This is a genomic window from Streptomyces coelicoflavus (assembly GCF_003112555.1).
Taxonomy (GTDB): Bacteria; Actinomycetota; Actinomycetes; order Streptomycetales; family Streptomycetaceae; genus Streptomyces; species Streptomyces coelicoflavus.
In genome coordinates this window covers 443079-460492 of the sequence record NZ_BEWB01000008.1, presented here as the reverse complement: position 1 = coordinate 460492, position 17414 = coordinate 443079, and the positions used below count along the sequence as shown (strand labels likewise).

The window sequence follows — 17414 nt, the reverse complement described above, 5'->3', positions numbered from 1 at the left end:
CGTCAGCCGGCGGCGTCGCTGATCCCCAGCCGCAGGTGCTCCACGTGGTAGACGGCCTGGTCGAGCAGCCCGGCGACGTGGTCGTCGTGCAGGGCGTACACCACGGAACGGCCCTTGCGCTCGCCGACCACCAGGCCCAGATTGCGCAGCAGCCGCAGCTGGTGCGAGCAGGCCGACTGCTCCATGCCGACCTCCGCCGCCAACTCGGTGGCGGGCAGCGGGCCTTCGCGCAGCCGGGCCAGGATCAGCAGCCGGGACGGGGTGGACAGGGCCTGGAGGGTCGTGGCCACCTTCGCGACGTTGTCCGCGTCCAGGCGCACCCGCTCGGCGGCGTCCTGCGCGGTGTTGGCGGCTCCGTGACCCATGCGGTCATCTTACGCACCCCCTGGCGGACCCCTCCGGAGGCACATGAACGGATGAACGAATGAATGAGTCTTCATGTGTTCCTGTATGGTGTGCCGCGTGTCCACCACCGTCGCCCCCGCTCCACAGGCCGCGCCCACCGCCCCGGCGCCGCCCCGCCGCCGCACCCGCGTCCTCGCCCTGCCCGAGGCCCGCTGGGCGCTCGTGTCCCTCGTCGCCTTCCTCGTGGCCCTGCCGCTCGACCTCGGCTCCGCGCCCGCCTGGACGTACGGCCCGCTGTACGTGGTCGCCTACGCCGCCGGCGGCTGGGAGCCCGCGCTCGAGGGACTGCGGGCGCTGCGCGAGAAGACCCTGGACGTCGACCTGCTGATGATCGTCGCGGCGCTCGGAGCCGCCGCCATCGGGCAGGTCCTCGACGGCGCCCTGCTCATCGTCATCTTCGCCACCTCCGGCGCCCTGGAGGCCCTGGCCACCGCCCGCACCGCCGACTCCGTGCGCGGCCTGCTCGACCTCGCTCCCACCACCGCGACCCGCCTGCGGGACGGCGGCGAGGAGACCGTCCCGACCGCCGACCTCGCCGTCGGCGACCTCGTCCTGGTCCGGCCCGGCGAGCGGATCGGCGCCGACGGCACGGTCACCGAGGGCACCGGGGAGGTCGACCAGGCCACCATCACCGGCGAGTCCCTGCCCGTCCTCAAGCGCCCCGGCGCCGACGTCTTCGCCGGCACCCTCAACGGCACCGGCGCGCTGCGCGTCCGCGTCGGGCGCGACCCGGCCGACTCGGTCATCGCCCGGATCGTCACCCTGGTCGAGGAGGCGTCCCGCACCAAGGCGCCGACCCAGCTGTTCATCGAGAAGATCGAGCAGCGCTACTCGGTCGGCGTGGTCGTCGCCACCCTCGCGGTCTTCGGCATCCCACTCGCCTTCGGCGCCGGCCTCACGGACGCCCTGCTGCGCGCCATGACCTTCATGATCGTCGCCTCGCCGTGCGCGGTCGTCCTGGCGACCATGCCGCCGCTGCTCTCGGCCATCGCCAACGCCGGCCGGCACGGCGTCCTGGTCAAGTCCGCGGTCGCCATGGAACGCCTCGGCGAGATCGACACCGCCGCCCTCGACAAGACCGGCACCCTCACCGAGGGCACCCCCGAGGTGACCGCGGTACGTCCCCTCGCCGACTCCGGCCTCGACGAGGACGCCCTCCTCGCCCTCGCCGCCGCGGCCGAGCACCCCAGCGAACACCCGCTGGCCCGCGCGATCGTGGCCGCCGCCCGCGCCCGGGGACTGCGCATCGCGCCCGCGGACGACTTCACGGCGGCTCCCGGCCGCGGGGTGACGGCCGTGGTCGACGGACACACGGTGCACGTCGGCCGCGCGGAGGCCCCCGACGGCGCCGAGACCACCGTCCGTGTCACCCGCGACGGCACCCTCCTGGGCACCCTCGCCCTCACCGACCGCCTCCGCGCCGACGCCGCCCCGGCCACCGCCGCGCTCACCGCCCTCACCGGCACCGCCCCCACCCTGCTCACCGGCGACCACGCGGCCGCCGCCGCCCGCGTGGCCAACGCGACCGGCATCACCGACGTCCACGCCGGACTGCTGCCCGAGGACAAGGTCGAGGCCGTACGGGAACGGGAGCGGGCCGGCCGCAAGGTGCTCTTCGTCGGCGACGGCGTCAACGACGCCCCCGCGCTGGCCGCCGCACACGCCGGTGTCGCCATGGGCCGGGCCGGCTCCGACCTGGCCCTGGAGACCGCCGACGCGGTCGTCGTGCGCGACGAGCTGACGACCGTGCCCGCCGTCGTGCGGCTCTCCCGGCGCGCCCGCCGGCTGGTCGTCCAGAACCTGGTCGTCGCCGGCGTCTTCATCACCGTCCTCGTCCTGTGGGACCTCGTCGGACACCTGCCGCTGCCGATCGGTGTCGCGGGCCACGAGGGCTCGACCGTGCTGGTCGGCCTGAACGGCCTGCGGCTGCTGCGCGAGTCGGCGTGGCGCCCGGAGTGATCCGCGAGAGCCCAGCAAGCGGCACGTGCATGTCGGATTCCCGCCAGCCCTCACCCGTCCCGGGGGCCATCCTGGACGCATGCAGACGGGAATGCACACCGACACCGAACGCTGTGTACGCGCCGTGCGGTCGAAGGACGCGCGCTTCGACGGCTGGTTCTTCACCGCGGTCCTGACCACCGGCATCTACTGCCGGCCCAGCTGCCCGGTGGTGCCGCCCAAGCCCGGGAACATGACCTTCTACCCGAGCGCGGCGGCCTGCCAGCAGGCCGGGTTCCGGGCGTGCAAACGCTGCCGCCCGGACACCAGCCCCGGCTCACCCGAGTGGAACCGGCGCGCCGACCTCACGGCCCGCGCCATGCGCCTGATCGCCGACGGCGTCGTGGACCGCGAGGGAGTCCCCGGCCTCGCCGCCCGCCTCGGCTACAGCACCCGGCAGATAGAGCGCCAGCTCCTTGCCGAACTGGGCGCCGGCCCCCTCGCTCTCGCCCGCGCGCAGCGCGCGCAGACCGCCCGGCTGCTGATCGAGACCACCCCGCTGCCCATGGCGGACATCGCCTTCGCGGCCGGCTTCTCCTCCATCCGCGCCTTCAACGACACGGTCCGCGAGGTCTACGCCCTCGCCCCGAGCGAACTGCGCACCCGCGCACCCAGGAGCCGCCCGGCCGCCGCGGCCCCCGGCACCCTCTCCCTCCGCCTCCCCTTCCGCACCCCGCTCAACCCCGACAACCTCTTCGGTCACCTCGCCGCCACCGCAGTACCCGGCGTGGAGGAGTGGCGGGACGGCGCGTACCGCCGCACCCTGCGCCTCCCGTACGGTCACGGCATCGTCGCCCTCACCCCCAAGCCCGACCACATCGCCTGCCGCCTCACCCTCACCGACCCGCGCGACCTGACCGTCGCCATCAGCCGCTGCCGGCGCCTGCTCGACCTGGACGCCGACCCGGTGGCGATCGACGACCAACTGCGCGCCGACCCGCTGCTCGCGCCGCTCGTCGACAAGGCCCCCGGCCGACGGGTGCCCCGCACGGTGGACGAGGCCGAGTTCGCCGTACGGGCCGTGCTCGGCCAGCAGGTCTCGACCGCCGCCGCCCGCACCCACGCCGCCCGCCTGGTCACCGCGCACGGCGACCCGGTGGACGACCCCGAGGGCGGCCTCACCCACCTCTTCCCGTCCACCGAGGCGCTGGCGGCGGTGGACCCGCAGACCCTGGCGATGCCCCGCACCCGCCGAGCCACCTTCACCACCCTGGTCGCCCACCTGGCCGACGGCTTGGTCAACCCGGGCGTCGAGAGCGACTGGGCCGAGACCCGCGCCCGCCTCCTCGACCTGCCCGGCTTCGGCCCCTGGACCGCCGACGTCATCGCCATGCGCGCCCTCGGCGACCCCGACGCCTTCCTCCCCACCGACCTCGGCATCCGCCGCGCCGCCGCGGAACTGGGCCTGCCCTCCACCCCGGCCGCGCTCACCGCCCGCGCGGCGGCCTGGCGGCCCTGGCGGGCGTACGCCGTCCAGTACCTGTGGGCGACCGACGACCACCCGATCAACTTCCTGCCCGTATGAGCCAGTACGAGCCAGTAGGAGCCCGTACGAGCCCGTTCGCCGTTCGAGGAGCCGGAGCGAAACCCGTGAAACAGCACACCGTGATCGACAGTCCCTACGGCGCACTCACCCTCGTCGCCGAGGACGGCGCCCTGTGCGGCCTCTACATGACCGACCAGCGCCACCGTCCGTCGGAGGAGACCTTCGGCGCCCGCGACGAACGCCCCTTCGCCGAGACCGAGGAGCAACTGGAGGCCTACTTCGCCGGTGAACTGAAGGACTTCACCCTCGGCCTGCGACTCAACGGCACCCCGTTCCAGCGCACGGTCTGGGCACAGCTCCGGAAGATCCCCTACGGCGAGACCCGCACCTACGGCGAACTCGCCGCCGCCCTCGGCAACCCGGCCGCCTCCCGCGCCGTGGGCCTCGCCAACGGCCGCAACCCGGTCGGCATCATCGTCCCCTGCCACCGCGTCGTCGGCGCCAGCGGCGGCCTCACCGGTTACGGCGGCGGCCTGGAGCGCAAGCGGCGGCTGCTGGACTTCGAACGCGGGGCCGGACCGGAGGCCCTGTTCTAGCCGGGCGGGAGGTCCGGACAGGCGGGACCACGTGGGCTCCGGGCGAAAACGCGTTGTCCGCGCGCCGCGGGGCCCGCTACGATCGCCGGACTTCGAAGACCAGGCTCTCCCGAACGATGCCGCAGATGGGGAGCAGGCCCGCGCACAGCAGCCCGGAGCCACGGAGGGGCGGCGCCACCGTTTCGGCACGCCCTCCGGAGGACTGCACCCATGCATCCCACACGCCCCATGCGTATCGGCCTCGGCCTTCCCGTCGACGACCCCGCCCTGCTGCTGAGCTGGGCACGGCGCGCCGACGCGCTCGCCTTCAGCACCCTCGGTCTGCTCGACCGGCTCGTCTACGACAACCCCGAGCCCCTGATCACCCTCGCGGCCCTCGCGGGCGCCACCTCCCGCATCCGCCTCCAGACCGAGGTGCTGATCGCGCCCGTCCACAACACCGCGCTGCTCGCCAAGCAGACGGCGACCCTCGACCGGCTGTCCGGCGGGCGCTTCACACTCGGCATCGGAGTCGGCGGGCGGGCCGACGACTGTCTCGCCGCCGGCATCGACCTCCACCGCCGGGGCCGACGCCTCGACGAGCAGATGCCCCTCCTGCGCCGGACCTGGCAGGGCGAGCCCTATGCCCGGGACGTCGGGCCCATCGGCCCCCGCCCCGCGACGTCCGGCGGGCCGGAGGTGCTGTTCGGCGGCTTCGCCCCGGCCGCCCTGGAACGGGTCGGCCGCTTCGGCGACGGTTTCCTCGGCGCCGCGCTGCCCGCCGCGCACATGGCCGGCCTGTTCCGCCGGGTCGAGGAGGTCTGGCGCGGGCATGACCGCCCCGGCCGGCCGCGCCTGGTCGCCCAGGCGAGCATCGCCCTCGGCCCGGACGACACCGTCGAACGGGCCCGTCGGGCGCTCCGCGACTACTACGCCTTCACCGGGCGTGCCGAGTACATGACCGAGGGCCTGCTCACCACCGCCCCCGAGATCCGCGCCGCCGTCGACGCCTTCCGGGACATCGGCGCCGACGAGGTCGTGCTGTACTGCTGGGCCTCGGACCCCGACCAGGTCGACCGCCTGGCGGACGCGGTGTTCTGACCGTCCCTCCCGGCCGGGCGGCTCAGCCCAGCCCGCGCAGCAGCTCGGGCAGCGCGGTGCCGATCGGCTCCCGGACGACCTCGTCGGCCAGGCCGTCGTACGGCGTCGGCTCCGCGTTGACGACGACCAGCCGGGCCCCGTGGTCGACGGCCACGCCGGCCAGCCCGGCGGCGGGCTGCACCTGGAGGCTGGTGCCGACGGCGACGAACACCTGGCACGCCTTGCTGATGGCGACCGCCTCGCCCAGCACCACCGGGTCGAGGCTCTCGCCGAACATCACGGTCGCCGGCTTCAGGACGGAGCCGCACTCCAGGCACGGCGGGTCGTCCTCACCGGCGTCGAGCCGGGCGAGGGCGTCCGCCATCGGCCCCCGGACCCGGCAGCCGGTGCACACGCAGGCGAGCGCGGTGCCGTGCAGCTCGAGGACCTTGCGGGCGGAGACCCCGGCGAGCTGGTGCAGGCCGTCCACGTTCTGGGTGATCACCCGGACCGGCACCCCGCGCAGCTCCAGCTCGGCCACCGCACGGTGCGCGGCGTTCGGCTCGGCGTGCAGCGCCGCGGTCTCGCGCCGCATCCGCCAGGAACGCCGCCTGATCTCCGGATCACCCATGTAGTACTCGTAGGTGACGAGCTTCTCGGCGTCCGGGTCGCGCCGCCACAGCCCGTTCGGACCGCGGTAGTCGGGGATGCCGGAGTCGGTCGAGACGCCGGCACCGCTGAGGATGGCGACGAGGGGCTTGCCGGTCATGCGGTCGAGGGTAGGGCGCCGGTGCGGGCCCGGCGAACGGTTATCGGTCCACCCGGACGCCGTCGACCAGCTCGGCCGTGCCGGAGCCGTCCCCGAGCACGTCCAGGGCCGCCAGCACCCGGCCGTGCAGCGCGGGCGGCAGCAGGCCGCCCAGGTCCTCGCGCGGCACCAGCCGCCAGGACAGCAGCTCATCCTCCTGCAACCGGATCGCCTTGAGGTCGTCCTCGGACAGGACCCCGCCGTCGTACAGGTACGCCACGATGGGCGGCCTGCCCGCACCGCGCACCCAGTCCACCGCGAGCAGGCGTCCGATCCGCACGTCGAGCCCGATCTCCTCGAGGGTCTCCCGCCACGCGCCCTGCCGCGGGGTCTCCCCGTCCCCGGACTCGATCGTCCCGCCGGGCAGCGCCCACCCCTCGCGGTAGTTGGGCTCGACGAGCAGCACCCGCCCCCCGGCGTCCCTGAAGACCGCGGCGGAGCCGGCCAGCACGCGGGGCAGACCGGCGATGTAGGTGGCGTAGTCAGGAGTGGTCATCCCGGAAGCGTAACGAGCCGGCGCCCGGTCCCGGGCAGTCGTGACGCGGCCTCGGGGAGTCCCGGGACGGGTGCACGGCCGGTTCCACGGTGTGGGCAGGGCATGACGGCGCGGGTGTCCTCCGGTTAGGGTCGCAGCGGCGCGACTGCCTTGACGTGCGCAAGGCTCGGAGAGCAAGGGGAGATCAAGGTGGCTGACGCTGCTGTGGACGGGGCCCGCCGGGTGCTCGTCGCCGCGGACAAGTTCAAGGGGTCGCTGACGGCCGTCGAGGTCGCCGAGCGCGTCGCGGCCGGACTGCGCCGTGTCGTGCCGGACGTCCTGGTCGAGGCGCTGCCCGTCGCCGACGGCGGCGACGGCACGGTGGCCGCCGCGGTCGCGGCCGGGTTCGAACGCCGGGAAGTGCGGGTCGCCGGGCCCCTCGGCGACGAGGTGACGGCGGCGTACGCGCTGCGCGACGGCACCGCGGTGGTGGAGATGGCCGAGGCCAGCGGCCTCCAGCGGCTCCCGGAAGGCGTCCTCGCGCCGCTGACGTCGTCCACGTACGGCTCGGGCGAGCTGCTGCGGGCCGCGCTGGACGCGGGGGCGCGGACGATCGTGTTCGGGGTCGGCGGCAGCGCCACCACCGACGGCGGCGCCGGGATGCTGGCCGCACTGGGCGCACGGTTCCTGGACGCGGACGGGGAGCCCGTCGGGCCGGGCGGGGGCGGCCTCGCGGGGCTGGCCTCGGCCGACCTGTCCGGTCTCGACCCGCGGCTGTCGGGCGTGGAACTGGTACTCGCCAGTGACGTCGACAATCCGCTGACGGGGCCGAAGGGCGCCCCGGCTGTCTACGGCCCGCAGAAGGGCGCCTCGCCGAACGACGTGACCGCCCTCGACGCCGCGCTCGCCCACTTCGCGAAGGTGCTGGAGGGGGCGGAGGGCGTGGGCGCGCGAGTCGCCGAGTACGCCGCGTCCCCCGGGGCGGGGGCGGCGGGCGGCATCGGCTTCGGCGCGATGCTGCTGGGCGCACGGTTCCGGCCCGGCATCGCCGTGATGCTGGACGTGCTGGGCTTCGCGCCGGCGCTGGAGCGGGCGGACCTGGTGATCACCGGGGAGGGCTCGCTGGACGAGCAGACCCTGCACGGGAAGGCGCCGGCGGGTGTCGCGGCGGCGGCCCGGGCCGCGGGCAAGGAGGTCGTCGCGGTGTGCGGGCGCCTCGCGCTGCCGGCGGAGACGCTGGGGCGGGCGGGGATCCGGCGGGCGTATCCGCTGACGGATGTGGAGCCGGACGTCGCGAAGTGCATCGCGGAGGCGGGGCCGATCCTGGAGCGGGTGGCGGAGGCCATCGCGCGGGACTTCGTCGCGTAGGGAGTCCCGCCCCCGCCGCCCCTTCCCATTCCCGACCCTGGGGGCTCTGCCCCCAGACCCCTGCTGTCGGCCCTGGACGGGCCTCGTCCTCAAACGCCGGACGGGCTGGAAACGTCACCTCTCTCCCCACCTAGTCGGGCGGTGGGTGGGCATAGGCCCGGGGGTCTGGGGGCGAAGCCCCCAGGGACGCCGGGCGCGCACAAACAGAAGGGCCCCGAACCCAACCCGGGTCCGGGGCCCACTCGGCGGAGCGCTACGGCAACTGCGCCGCCCGCGCCTCCCGCCGATTGTCACGGAAGTTGTTCACCCTGCGAGCGGTGGCGAACAGGGGAATCACCGCCCCCATCACCAACTGCAGCGCGCACCCCGTCTGCAACAGCAGCTGTCCGCTCGGCGCGTCGAACGCCCAGCCGGCCAGCAGCCCCATCGACAGGACGATCCACGCCAGCATCGCCACCGCGAGCCGCCCCCGCGGCTTCGGGTACTCGACCCGGCTCACCATCAGCCAGGCCGTGCCCAGGATCGCCAGCAGCGTCGCCACGAAGGGCAGCTCGAGCAGCACGATCGACACCACCGTCAGCGCCCCGAACGGCGACGGCATGCCCTGGAAGGTGCCGTCCTTGACGGTGACGCAGGAGAACCGCGCGAGCCGCAGCACCACCGCCAGCAGCACCACGATCGCCCCCACCGCCGCCACCCGCTGGTAGGCGTCGTCCGCGACCATGCCGTAGACGAGGACGAAGTACGCCGGTGCGAGGCCGAAGCTGATGAGGTCGGAGAGGTTGTCCAGCTCCGCGCCCATGGGCGAGGACCGCAGCTTGCGGGCGACCAGACCGTCGAACAGGTCGAAGATCGCCGCGCACAGCATCAGGATCACCGCGGTGGCCGCGCTGTGCCGGGCCATGCCCGACTCGTCGCTGCCCATGAGGTGCGGGATCAGGATGCCGGTGGTGGTGAAGTACACCGCCATGAAGCCGCACGTCGCGTTACCGAGCGTGAGCGTGTCCGCTATCGACAGGCGGAGCGAGAGCGGCATCTCCTCCTCGTCGTCCACCTCGTCGGCCTCCGGCACCCATCCGGCCTGGGTCTGTGGATCAATCACGGTCAATTCGAGTCACCCCAGCCACCGTCTTCTGGCCCACCTCGACATCCACCTCTACGCCCTCCGGCAGGTACAGGTCGACGCGGGAGCCGAAGCGGATCAGACCGACCCGCTCGCCCTGCTCGACCTTGGTGCCCTGCGGCACGTACGGGACGATGCGGCGGGCCACCGCGCCGGCGATCTGGATCATCTCGATGTCGCCGAGCTCGGTGTCGAAGTGCCACACGACGCGCTCGTTGTTCTCGCTCTCCTTGTTGAAAGCGGGAACGAAGCCGCCCGGTACGTGCTCGACCGACGTGACCGTGCCGGACAGCGGGGCGCGGTTGACGTGGACGTTGAGCGGGCTCATGAAGATCGCGACGCGGGTACGGCCGTCCTTCCACGGCATGATGCTCTGCACCACACCGTCGGCGGGCGAGATGACCCGGCCCCGGGTGATCTCGCGCTCGGGGTCGCGGAAGAACCACAGCATCCCCGCCGCGAGCGCGGTGGCGGGGGCGGCGACGGCCTTGGCGGCGCCGGAACGGCGGGCCCGCAGGAGGCTGACAGCTGCGGTGGCGACGGTCGGCAGAAGCCACGGCGAGGCTCCGCGCGCGAGGCGTACGCCGGCGAGGCTGTCGCGAGGTGCAGAGGTTTGGCTGTGGGGCATGGATGACCTTCGTAGCGGATGATGCCGCGCTATGACGGGGGACGGCGGCTTTCCGGCGATCGTAGCGGCTCCGCGCCGCAACTGGGTAAGCAAGGAAGCCGAGTCGGCGGCCGAACACTGCCTACGGGGTGTGACCTTCTTCTCCAAGAAAACACCCCGTATCCGGACATCTAACCCTGGAATCGATACTCTTCGAGCAGTCGGCGGCCGATGATCATTTTCTGGATCTCGGCGGTGCCTTCACCGATGAGCAGCATCGGCGCCTCGCGGTAGAGGCGCTCGATCTCGTACTCCTTGGAGAAGCCGTACCCGCCGTGGATCCGGAAGGCGTCCTCCACGACCTCCTTGCAGTACTCGGAGGCGAGGTACTTGGCCATCCCCGCTTCCAGGTCGTTTCGTTCGCCCGAGTCCTTTTTGCGTGCAGCGTTCACCATCATCGCATGCGCCGCCTCCACCTTGGTAGCCATCTCCGCGAGCTTGAACTGGATGGCCTGGTGCTGGGCGATCCGCTTGCCGAAAGTGTGACGCTGCTGGGCGTACCGGACACCGAGTTCGAAGGCACGCTGAGCGACGCCGCAGCCACGGGCCGCCACGTTCACGCGGCCCACCTCGACGCCGTCCATCATTTGGTAAAAACCTCGGCCGGTGACGCCGCCGAGGACCCGATTGGCCGGAATGCGCAGGCCGTCCATGATGAGCTCGGTGGTGTCGACGCCCTTGTAGCCCATCTTGTCGATCTTCCCGGGGATGGTCAGGCCCGGGCGGACCTCGCCGAAACCGGGCTCCTTCTCCACGAGGAAGGTCGTCATCGACTTGTGCGGGGCCGTGCCGTCCGGGTGACCCTCGTCACTCCTCACCAGGACGGCCACCAGCGAGGACGTACCGCCGTTCGTCAGCCACATCTTCTGGCCGTTCAGGACGTACTCCTCGCCGTCCCGCACCGCCTTCGAGGAGATCGCCGAGACGTCGGAGCCCAGCGCCGGCTCCGACATCGAGAAGGCGCCCCGGATGTCGCCCGCGGCCATGCGGGGCAGGAAGTGGTCCTTCTGCTCCTGCGTGCCGTGCTGCTTGAGCATGTACGCCACGATGAAGTGCGTGTTGATGATGCCGGACACCGACATCCAGCCCCGGGCGATCTCCTCCACGCACAGGGCGTACGTCAGGAGCGACTCGCCCAGGCCCCCGTACTCCTCGGGGATCATCAGCCCGAACAGGCCGAGTTCCTTGAGCCCGTCGACGATGTCCTGCGGGTACTCGTCCCGGTGCTCCAGCTCGGTGGCGACCGGGATGATCTCCTTGTCCACGAAGTCGCGGACGGTCGAGAGGATCTCCCGCTGGACGTCCGTGAGGCCGTGGGTCTGGGCGAGGCGGCTCATCTCTACTTCCCCTGTTCCTTCAGCTCGGGCCGGCCGGGCTGTTCGCCGCCGCGCTCCTTGGTGTACGTCTCGGTCGGCACCATCACCTTGCGGCGGAAGACGCAGACCAGGGTGCCGTCCTGCTTGTAGCCCTTGGTCTCGACGTGCACGATGCCGCGGTCGTTCTTCGACTTGGAGGGCCACTTGTCGAGCACGGTCGTCTGGCCGTAGACCGTGTCGCCGTGGAAGGTCGGCGCCACGTGCTTGAGCGACTCGATCTCCAGGTTGGCGATCGCCTTGCCGGAGACGTCCGGGACGGACATGCCGAGCAGGAGTGAGTAGATGTAGTTGCCGACCACCACGTTCTTGCCGAAGTCCGTCGTCTTCTCGGCGTAGTTGGCGTCCATGTGGAGCGGGTGGTGGTTCATGGTGAGCAGACAGAACAGGTGGTCGTCGTACTCCGTGACCGTCTTCCCCGGCCAGTGCTTGTACGTCGCCCCGACCTCGAACTCCTCGTAGGTGCGTCCGAACTGCATGGCGCTCAGCCCTCCGGGATCTCGAACTTGCTGGTGCGCCGCATGCCGGCCGCACGCCCCTTGCCGGAGACGACCAGCGCCATCTTGCGGCTGGCCTCGTCGATCATCTCGTCGCCGAGCATCGCCGAGCCCTTCTTGCCGCCCGCCTCGGACGTGTAGTAGTCGTACGCGTCCAGGATCAGCTCGGCGTGGTCGTAGTCCTCCTGGGAGGGCGAGAAGATCTCGTTGGACGCCTCGACCTGGCCCGGGTGCAGCACCCACTTGCCGTCGAAACCGAGGGCGGCGGCGCGCTGGGCGACCTCGCGGTAGCCGTCCACGTTGCGGATCTGGAGGTAGGGGCCGTCGATCGCCTGGAGGTTGTTGGCGCGGGCGGCCATGAGGATCTTCATCAGGATGAAGTGGTAGGCGTCCGCCGGGTAGCCGGGCGGCTGCTCGCCCACGACCAGGGACTTCATGTTGATGGACGCCATGAAGTCGGCCGGGCCGAAGATGATGGTCTCCACGCGCGGGCTCGCCTGGGCGATCTCGTTGACGTTGTTGAGACCCTGCGCGTTCTCGATCTGCGCCTCGATGCCGATGCGCCCGACCTCGAAGCCCATCGTCTTCTCGATCTGGGTGAGCAGGAGGTCCAGGGCGACGACCTGCTGGGCGTCCTGGACCTTCGGCAGCATGATGCAGTCCAGGTTCGGGCCGGCGCCCTCCACCACCGTCACGACGTCCCGGTACGTCCACTCGGTCGTCCAGTCGTTGACGCGCACGACGCGGGTCTTGCCGGTCCAGTCGCCCTCGTTGAGGAACTTGACGATGGTGTGCCGGGCCTCCGGCTTGGCGAGCGGCGCGCAGGCGTCCTCCAGGTCGAGGAAGACCTGGTCGGCGGGGAGGCCCTGGGCCTTCTCCAGGAAGCGGGGGTTGCTTCCCGGGACCGCCAGGCAGGAGCGCCGGGGGCGAAGACGGTTGACCGTGGTCATGCGGGGACCTCCAGGGGGTCGAGCTTGTTCGCGTACCGGATCTCGTCGACGATCCGGCCGATGATGCCGGTGATGTCGAAGTCCTTCGGGGTGAAGACCGCGGCCACTCCCGCGGCCCGCAGTTCCTCGGCGTCACCGTTCGGGATGATGCCACCGGCGATCACCGGGATGTCTGTGGCACCGGCCACACGGAGCCGTTCGAGTACGTCCGGCACGAGCTGGGCGTGCGAGCCGGACAGGATGGACAGGCCCACCGCGTGCACGTCCTCCGCGAGGGCGGCGTCCACGATCTGCTCGGGGGTGAGCCTGATGCCCTGGTAGACCACCTCGAACCCGGCGTCGCGGGCCCGCACGGCGATCTGCTCGGCGCCGTTGGAGTGGCCGTCCAGGCCGGGCTTGCCGACCAGGAAGCGGAGCTTGCCGACCTCCATCTCCTTGGCCGTCAGCTCCACCTTGCGGCGCACCTCGGACAGGGCCGAGCCCTCCTCGGCGGTGACCGCGACCGGCGCCGAGGACACGCCGGTCGGCGCGCGGAACTCGCCGAACACCTCGCGCAGCGCCCCCGCCCACTCGCCGGTGGTGGCGCCGGCCCGGGCGCACTCCAGGGTGGCCTCCATGAGGTTCCCGGTGCCGCGCGCGGCCTCCTTGAGCTTCTCCAGCGCCTTGCAGGGGCGCGGGTGGTTGAAGGGCGGCTGGTAGCGGGTGTCGCGCCAGTTCTGCAGCGAGGCGATGACGCGGGCCTCCACCGCCGGGTCGACCGTCTGGATCGCGGTGTCCAGGTCGGCGGTCAGCGGGTTGGGCTCGGTGCCCTCGAAGGCGTTGACACCGATGATCTTCTCCTCGCCGGACTCGATCCGGGCCCGGCGCTCGGCGTGCGAGGCGACCAGCTGTGACTTGAGGTAGCCGGACTCCACGGCGGCCATCGCGCCGCCCATCTCCTGGATGCGGTCGATCTCCGCGAACGCCGCCTCGACCAGCTCGTCGACCTTCGCCCCGACCACCTTCGAGCCCTCGAAGAGGTCCTCGTACTCCAGCAGGTCGCTCTCGTGGGCCAGCACCTGCTGGATGCGCAGCGACCACTGCTGGTCCCAGGGGCGCGGCAGGCCCAGCGCCTCGTTCCAGGCCGGCAACTGCACGGCACGCGCGCGTGCGTCCTTGGAGAGGGTGACCGCCAGCATCTCGAGCACGATCCGCTGGACGTTGTTCTCCGGCTGCGCCTCGGTCAGGCCCAGGGAGTTGACCTGGACGCCGTAGCGGAAGCGGCGGTGCTTCGGGTTCTCGATGCCGTAGCGCTCGCGGGTGACGCGGTCCCAGATGCGGCCGAAGGCGCGCATCTTGCACATCTCCTCGACGAAACGCACGCCCGCGTTCACGAAGAAGGAGATGCGGCCGACCACGTCGCCCATGCGCTCCTGCGGCACCTGACCGCTGTCGCGCACCGCGTCGAGGACGGCGATCGCGGTGGACATCGCGTACGCGATCTCCTGCACCGGCGTGGCGCCCGCCTCCTGGAGGTGGTAGCTGCAGATGTTGATCGGGTTCCACTTGGGCAGGTGGGAGACCGTGTACGCGATCATGTCCGTCGTCAGGCGCAGGGACGGGCCCGGCGGGAAGACGTGCGTCCCCCGGGACAGGTACTCCTTGACGATGTCGTTCTGGGTCGTGCCCTGGAGCTTGGTGATGTCCGCGCCCTGCTCCTCCGCGACGACCTGGTAGAGCGCCAGCAACCACATGGCCGTGGCGTTGATGGTCATCGAGGTGTTCATCTGCTCCAGCGGGATGTCCTGGAACAGCCGGCGCATGTCACCGAGGTGCGCGACCGGCACGCCGACCCGGCCGACCTCGCCGCGGGCGAGGACGTGGTCGGAGTCGTACCCGGTCTGGGTCGGCAGGTCGAACGCGACCGACAGACCCGTCTGCCCCTTGGCGAGGTTGCGCCGGTACAGCTCGTTGGACGCCTCGGCCGTGGAGTGACCGGCGTAGGTGCGCATGAGCCACGGCCGGTCCTTCTGACGCTCAGTCACGTGGCGCTCCTCAGATGTTCCGGAAGCGGTTGATGGCGTCGAGGTGCTGCGCGCGCTTCTCGTGGTCGCGCACGCCCAGGCCCTCCTCGGGCGCCAGGCACAGCACGCCGACCTTGCCCTGGTGCAGGTTGCGGTGGACGTCGTAGGCGGCCTGGCCGGTGTCCTCGAGGGAGTACACCTTGGAGAGCGTGGGGTGGATCTTGCCCTTGGCGATGAGGCGGTTGGCCTCCCAGGCCTCGCGGTAGTTGGCGAAGTGGGAGCCGATGATGCGCTTCAGGGACATCCACAGGTAGCGGTTGTCGTACTCGTGCATGTAGCCCGAGGTCGAGGCGCAGGTGGTGATGGTGCCGCCCTTGCGGGTGACGAAGACGGAGGCGCCGAAGGTCTCGCGGCCGGGGTGCTCGAAGACGATGTCGATGTCCTCGCCGCCGGTGAGTTCGCGGATGCGCTTGCCGAAGCGCTTCCACTCCTTGGGGTCCTGGGTGTGCTCGTCCTTCCAGAACTTGTAGCCCTCGGCGTTGCGGTCGATGATCGCGTCGGCGCCCATCGAACGGCAGATGTCCGCCTTCTGCTCGCTGGAGACGACGCAGATCGGGTTGGCGCCGCCGGCGAGGGCGAACTGGGTGGCGTAGGAGCCGAGTCCGCCGCTGGCGCCCCAGATGAGCACGTTGTCGCCCTGCTTCATACCGGCGCCGTTGCGGGAGACGAGCTGGCGGTACGCGGTGGAGTTGACCAGGCCGGGAGCCGCGGCCTCCTCCCAGCTGAGGTGGTCCGGCTTCGGCATCAGCTGGTTGGACTTGACCAGCGCGACCTCGGCGAGACCGCCGAAGTTGGTCTCGAAGCCCCAGATGCGCTGCTCGGGGTCGAGCATCGTGTCGTTATGGCCGTCGGAGGACTCCAGCTCGACGGAGAGGCAGTGCGCGACGACCTCGTCGCCCGCCTGCCAGGCGTTGACGCCGGGGCCGGTGCGCAGGACGACGCCGGCCAGGTCGGAGCCGATGATGTGGTACGGCAGGTCGTGGCGCTTGGTGAGCTCGCTGACCCGGCCGTAGCGCTCCAGGAACCCGAAGGTGGACAGCGGCTCGAAGATCGAGGTCCACACCGAGTTGTAGTTGACCGAGGAGGCCATGACGGCCACCAGGGCCTCGCCCGGGCCCAGCTCGGGCAGCGGCACCTCGTCCAGGTGGATCGACTTGCGGGGGTCCTTGTCCCGGGTCTCGAGGCCCGCGAACATCTCCGTCTCGTCCTTGTGGACGGTGATCGCGCGGTACGACTCGGGGAGCGGCAGAGCGGCGATGTCGGCCTTCGTGGAGTCGGGCGACTGGATCGCGTCCAGGATGTCCTTCACGGTCACGGTGTTGCCTCCGGCGGTGAGCGCCCTGAGGGAGGGGCGCTGAGGGGTACGTCGGTGCTGCTGAGGTGAGGGTGTGTGCCTGTGACGCAGGCGTTCGGGCGCGCAGGGGATGAGGTGCGGGGACAGCCCGAACACCTTCAACGTATGACACCGCGTGTCACCTCGCAAGGCACTGAGTGCCAGAAACTCTTCTCAGATGAAATCTTTACGGATCAGATGAGCGATGATCGATCGAATCATCTCCCGCCAGGGGTGAAAAAGGGGCACCGACATGCAAAAACGGCCACCCGGTGGGTGGCCGTCGTCACAGAGCGGAACAGCGTGGAAAGGCGGTGGAAAGAGCGGTCAGCGCTCCTTGAGCGCCTGCTCGATGGTGCGCATGACCTCGTGCAGCGGCGCGTCGGTGCGCGCCACCGTCACGAGCACCTCGCCCCGCACGGAGGCCGAGGAGGCCGCCGGCTGTGCGGTGGAGGCGGTGCCGCGCCCCGCCCCGATGCCGGTGCCGAAGGTCTTCCGCACGATCGCGAAGGCGTGGTCCAGCTCGGCCTCCACGTCGCCCTGCCCGTCGGCCCGCAGCCAGCGCCGCAGCACGTGGTTGTGCGCGGTGACCACGGCGGACGCGGCGACCTCCGCGAGCAGCGGGTCGTCGTTGGCGTCGTCGTCGTGCGCGTGCTCGTCGAAGTGGCCGAGCAGGTAGCGGGTGAACAGGCGCTCGTAACGGGCCACCGACGCGATCTCCGCCTCGCGCAGGGTGGGCACCTCGCGCGTCAGCTTGTAGCGGGCGACCGAGATCTCCGGCCGGGCCGCGTACATCTTCATGACTTCCTTGATGCCGCGGCACACCGTGTCGAGCGGGTGCTCGTGCGCGGGCGCCGCGTTGAGGACCGCCTCGGCGCGCACCAGGGTGTCGTCGTGGTCCGGGAAGATCGCCTCTTCCTTGGAGCGGAAGTGGCGGAAGAAGGTGCGGCGGGCGACCCCGGCGCGGGCCGCGATCTCGTCGACGGTGGTCGCCTCGTACCCCTTGGTCGCGAACAGCTCCATCGCCGCCGCCGCCAGTTCCCGGCGCATTTTGAGCCGCTGGGCGGCGGCCCGGCTGCCGGCCGTGCTCTCCGGAGCGTCGGACGTGGCTGAGGTACGTGAGGACTTGGCGGGCTGGGACATGACCCGAACGTACTGCATGTGGGCGCAATCATGCGCGTGACCGGGGATTCCCCCGCCCTCGCGGGGCGGG

General features: G+C 71.6%; 16 protein-coding genes. 5 read left to right on the top strand and 11 right to left on the bottom strand.

Going from position 1 to position 17414, the window contains the following annotated elements; all coding sequences use genetic code 11:
• Window positions 1-2: 2 nt before the first annotated feature.
• Window positions 3-365, bottom strand: a complete 363-nt coding sequence (locus Sco07f_RS21520; protein WP_007387945.1) for an ArsR/SmtB family transcription factor — start codon at window positions 363-365, stop codon at window positions 3-5.
• Window positions 366-450: 85 nt separating this feature from the next.
• Between Sco07f_RS21520 and Sco07f_RS21515 the strand changes: the two genes are divergently transcribed.
• The 4 genes from Sco07f_RS21515 (at window position 451) to Sco07f_RS21500 (ending at window position 5565) form a co-directional block, all read left to right on the top strand.
• Window positions 451-2364, top strand: coding sequence for a heavy metal translocating P-type ATPase (locus Sco07f_RS21515; protein WP_174855400.1), 1914 nt, complete (start codon window positions 451-453; stop codon window positions 2362-2364).
• 79 nt (window positions 2365-2443) lie between these two features.
• Complete coding sequence (locus tag Sco07f_RS21510; RefSeq protein WP_280524567.1) at window positions 2444-3928, top strand: AlkA N-terminal domain-containing protein; 1485 nt, start codon at window positions 2444-2446, stop codon at window positions 3926-3928.
• Window positions 3929-3993: 65 nt separating this feature from the next.
• Window positions 3994-4485 carry a methylated-DNA--[protein]-cysteine S-methyltransferase gene (locus tag Sco07f_RS21505; RefSeq protein WP_108988821.1) on the top strand — a complete coding sequence of 164 codons (492 nt, stop codon included), beginning with the start codon at window positions 3994-3996 and terminating at the stop codon, window positions 4483-4485.
• A gap of 228 nt (window positions 4486-4713) precedes the next feature.
• Entirely contained in the window at window positions 4714-5565 is an 852-nt protein-coding gene (locus Sco07f_RS21500) for an LLM class flavin-dependent oxidoreductase (RefSeq protein WP_108988820.1), read from the top strand.
• Between the two features lie 22 nt (window positions 5566-5587).
• Here Sco07f_RS21500 and Sco07f_RS21495 read toward each other — a convergent pair whose 3' ends face one another.
• Together Sco07f_RS21495 and Sco07f_RS21490 are read right to left on the bottom strand one after the other, a co-directional pair.
• Entirely contained in the window at window positions 5588-6313 is a 726-nt protein-coding gene (locus Sco07f_RS21495; RefSeq protein WP_108988819.1) for an SIR2 family NAD-dependent protein deacylase, read from the bottom strand.
• A gap of 40 nt (window positions 6314-6353) precedes the next feature.
• A complete protein-coding gene (locus tag Sco07f_RS21490; protein ID WP_108988818.1) occupies window positions 6354-6848 on the bottom strand; it encodes an NUDIX domain-containing protein in 495 nt (164 codons plus the stop codon).
• Between the two features lie 222 nt (window positions 6849-7070).
• On the opposite strand from Sco07f_RS21490, the gene Sco07f_RS21485 reads away from it, so the two are divergent.
• Window positions 7071-8195: a glycerate kinase gene (locus Sco07f_RS21485; protein ID WP_174855399.1), complete on the top strand. Its 1125-nt coding sequence runs from the start codon at window positions 7071-7073 to the stop codon at window positions 8193-8195.
• 253 nt (window positions 8196-8448) lie between these two features.
• Here the strand turns inward: Sco07f_RS21485 and pssA are convergent, their stop codons facing one another.
• The 8 genes from pssA to Sco07f_RS21445 form a co-directional block, all read right to left on the bottom strand.
• A complete protein-coding gene (pssA, locus tag Sco07f_RS21480; protein ID WP_007387957.1) occupies window positions 8449-9267 on the bottom strand; it encodes a CDP-diacylglycerol--serine O-phosphatidyltransferase in 819 nt (272 codons plus the stop codon).
• Between the two features lie 22 nt (window positions 9268-9289).
• A complete protein-coding gene (locus Sco07f_RS21475) occupies window positions 9290-9946 on the bottom strand; it encodes a phosphatidylserine decarboxylase (protein ID WP_108988816.1) in 657 nt (218 codons plus the stop codon).
• Between the two features lie 170 nt (window positions 9947-10116).
• The gene (locus Sco07f_RS21470) at window positions 10117-11322 is read right to left on the bottom strand and encodes an acyl-CoA dehydrogenase family protein (RefSeq protein WP_108988815.1); all 1206 of its coding nucleotides are present in this window, start codon (window positions 11320-11322) and stop codon (window positions 10117-10119) included.
• A 2-nt stretch (window positions 11323-11324) separates the two neighbouring features.
• On the bottom strand, window positions 11325-11837 hold the full coding sequence (locus Sco07f_RS21465; protein ID WP_011030945.1) for a MaoC family dehydratase: 513 nt from the start codon (window positions 11835-11837) through the stop codon (window positions 11325-11327).
• A gap of 5 nt (window positions 11838-11842) precedes the next feature.
• Complete coding sequence (locus tag Sco07f_RS21460) at window positions 11843-12805, bottom strand: HpcH/HpaI aldolase/citrate lyase family protein (protein ID WP_054101988.1); 963 nt, start codon at window positions 12803-12805, stop codon at window positions 11843-11845.
• Window positions 12802-14829 carry a protein meaA gene (locus Sco07f_RS21455; RefSeq protein ID WP_087788895.1) on the bottom strand — a complete coding sequence of 676 codons (2028 nt, stop codon included), beginning with the start codon at window positions 14827-14829 and terminating at the stop codon, window positions 12802-12804. The genes Sco07f_RS21460 and Sco07f_RS21455 overlap by 4 nt, the downstream gene beginning before the upstream one ends.
• Window positions 14830-14839: 10 nt before the next feature.
• On the bottom strand, window positions 14840-16183 hold the full coding sequence (gene ccrA, locus Sco07f_RS21450; protein ID WP_054101987.1) for a crotonyl-CoA carboxylase/reductase: 1344 nt from the start codon (window positions 16181-16183) through the stop codon (window positions 14840-14842).
• A 345-nt stretch (window positions 16184-16528) separates the two neighbouring features.
• The gene (locus Sco07f_RS21445; RefSeq protein WP_042821942.1) at window positions 16529-17344 is read right to left on the bottom strand and encodes a TetR family transcriptional regulator; all 816 of its coding nucleotides are present in this window, start codon (window positions 17342-17344) and stop codon (window positions 16529-16531) included.
• Between the last annotated feature and the right edge of the window lie 70 nt (window positions 17345-17414).

Bases quoted from the DNA above. Each gene is read 5' to 3' on its own strand.
- Sco07f_RS21515 (WP_174855400.1), top strand. From the start codon at position 451: ATGGTGTGCCGCGTGTCCACCACCGTCGCCCCCGCTCCACAGGCCGCG.
- Sco07f_RS21510 (WP_280524567.1), top strand. From the start codon at position 2,444: ATGCAGACGGGAATGCACACCGACACCGAACGCTGTGTACGCGCCGTG.
- Sco07f_RS21495 (WP_108988819.1), bottom strand. From the start codon at position 6,313: ATGACCGGCAAGCCCCTCGTCGCCATCCTCAGCGGTGCCGGCGTCTCG.
- Sco07f_RS21465 (WP_011030945.1), bottom strand. From the start codon at position 11,837: ATGCAGTTCGGACGCACCTACGAGGAGTTCGAGGTCGGGGCGACGTAC.
- Sco07f_RS21470 (WP_108988815.1), bottom strand. From the start codon at position 11,322: ATGAGCCGCCTCGCCCAGACCCACGGCCTCACGGACGTCCAGCGGGAG.
- Sco07f_RS21500 (WP_108988820.1), top strand. From the start codon at position 4,714: ATGCGTATCGGCCTCGGCCTTCCCGTCGACGACCCCGCCCTGCTGCTG.
- Sco07f_RS21520 (WP_007387945.1), bottom strand. From the start codon at position 365: ATGGGTCACGGAGCCGCCAACACCGCGCAGGACGCCGCCGAGCGGGTG.
- Sco07f_RS21490 (WP_108988818.1), bottom strand. From the start codon at position 6,848: ATGACCACTCCTGACTACGCCACCTACATCGCCGGTCTGCCCCGCGTG.
- Sco07f_RS21445 (WP_042821942.1), bottom strand. From the start codon at position 17,344: ATGTCCCAGCCCGCCAAGTCCTCACGTACCTCAGCCACGTCCGACGCT.
- Sco07f_RS21460 (WP_054101988.1), bottom strand. From the start codon at position 12,805: ATGACCACGGTCAACCGTCTTCGCCCCCGGCGCTCCTGCCTGGCGGTC.
- Sco07f_RS21475 (WP_108988816.1), bottom strand. From the start codon at position 9,946: ATGCCCCACAGCCAAACCTCTGCACCTCGCGACAGCCTCGCCGGCGTA.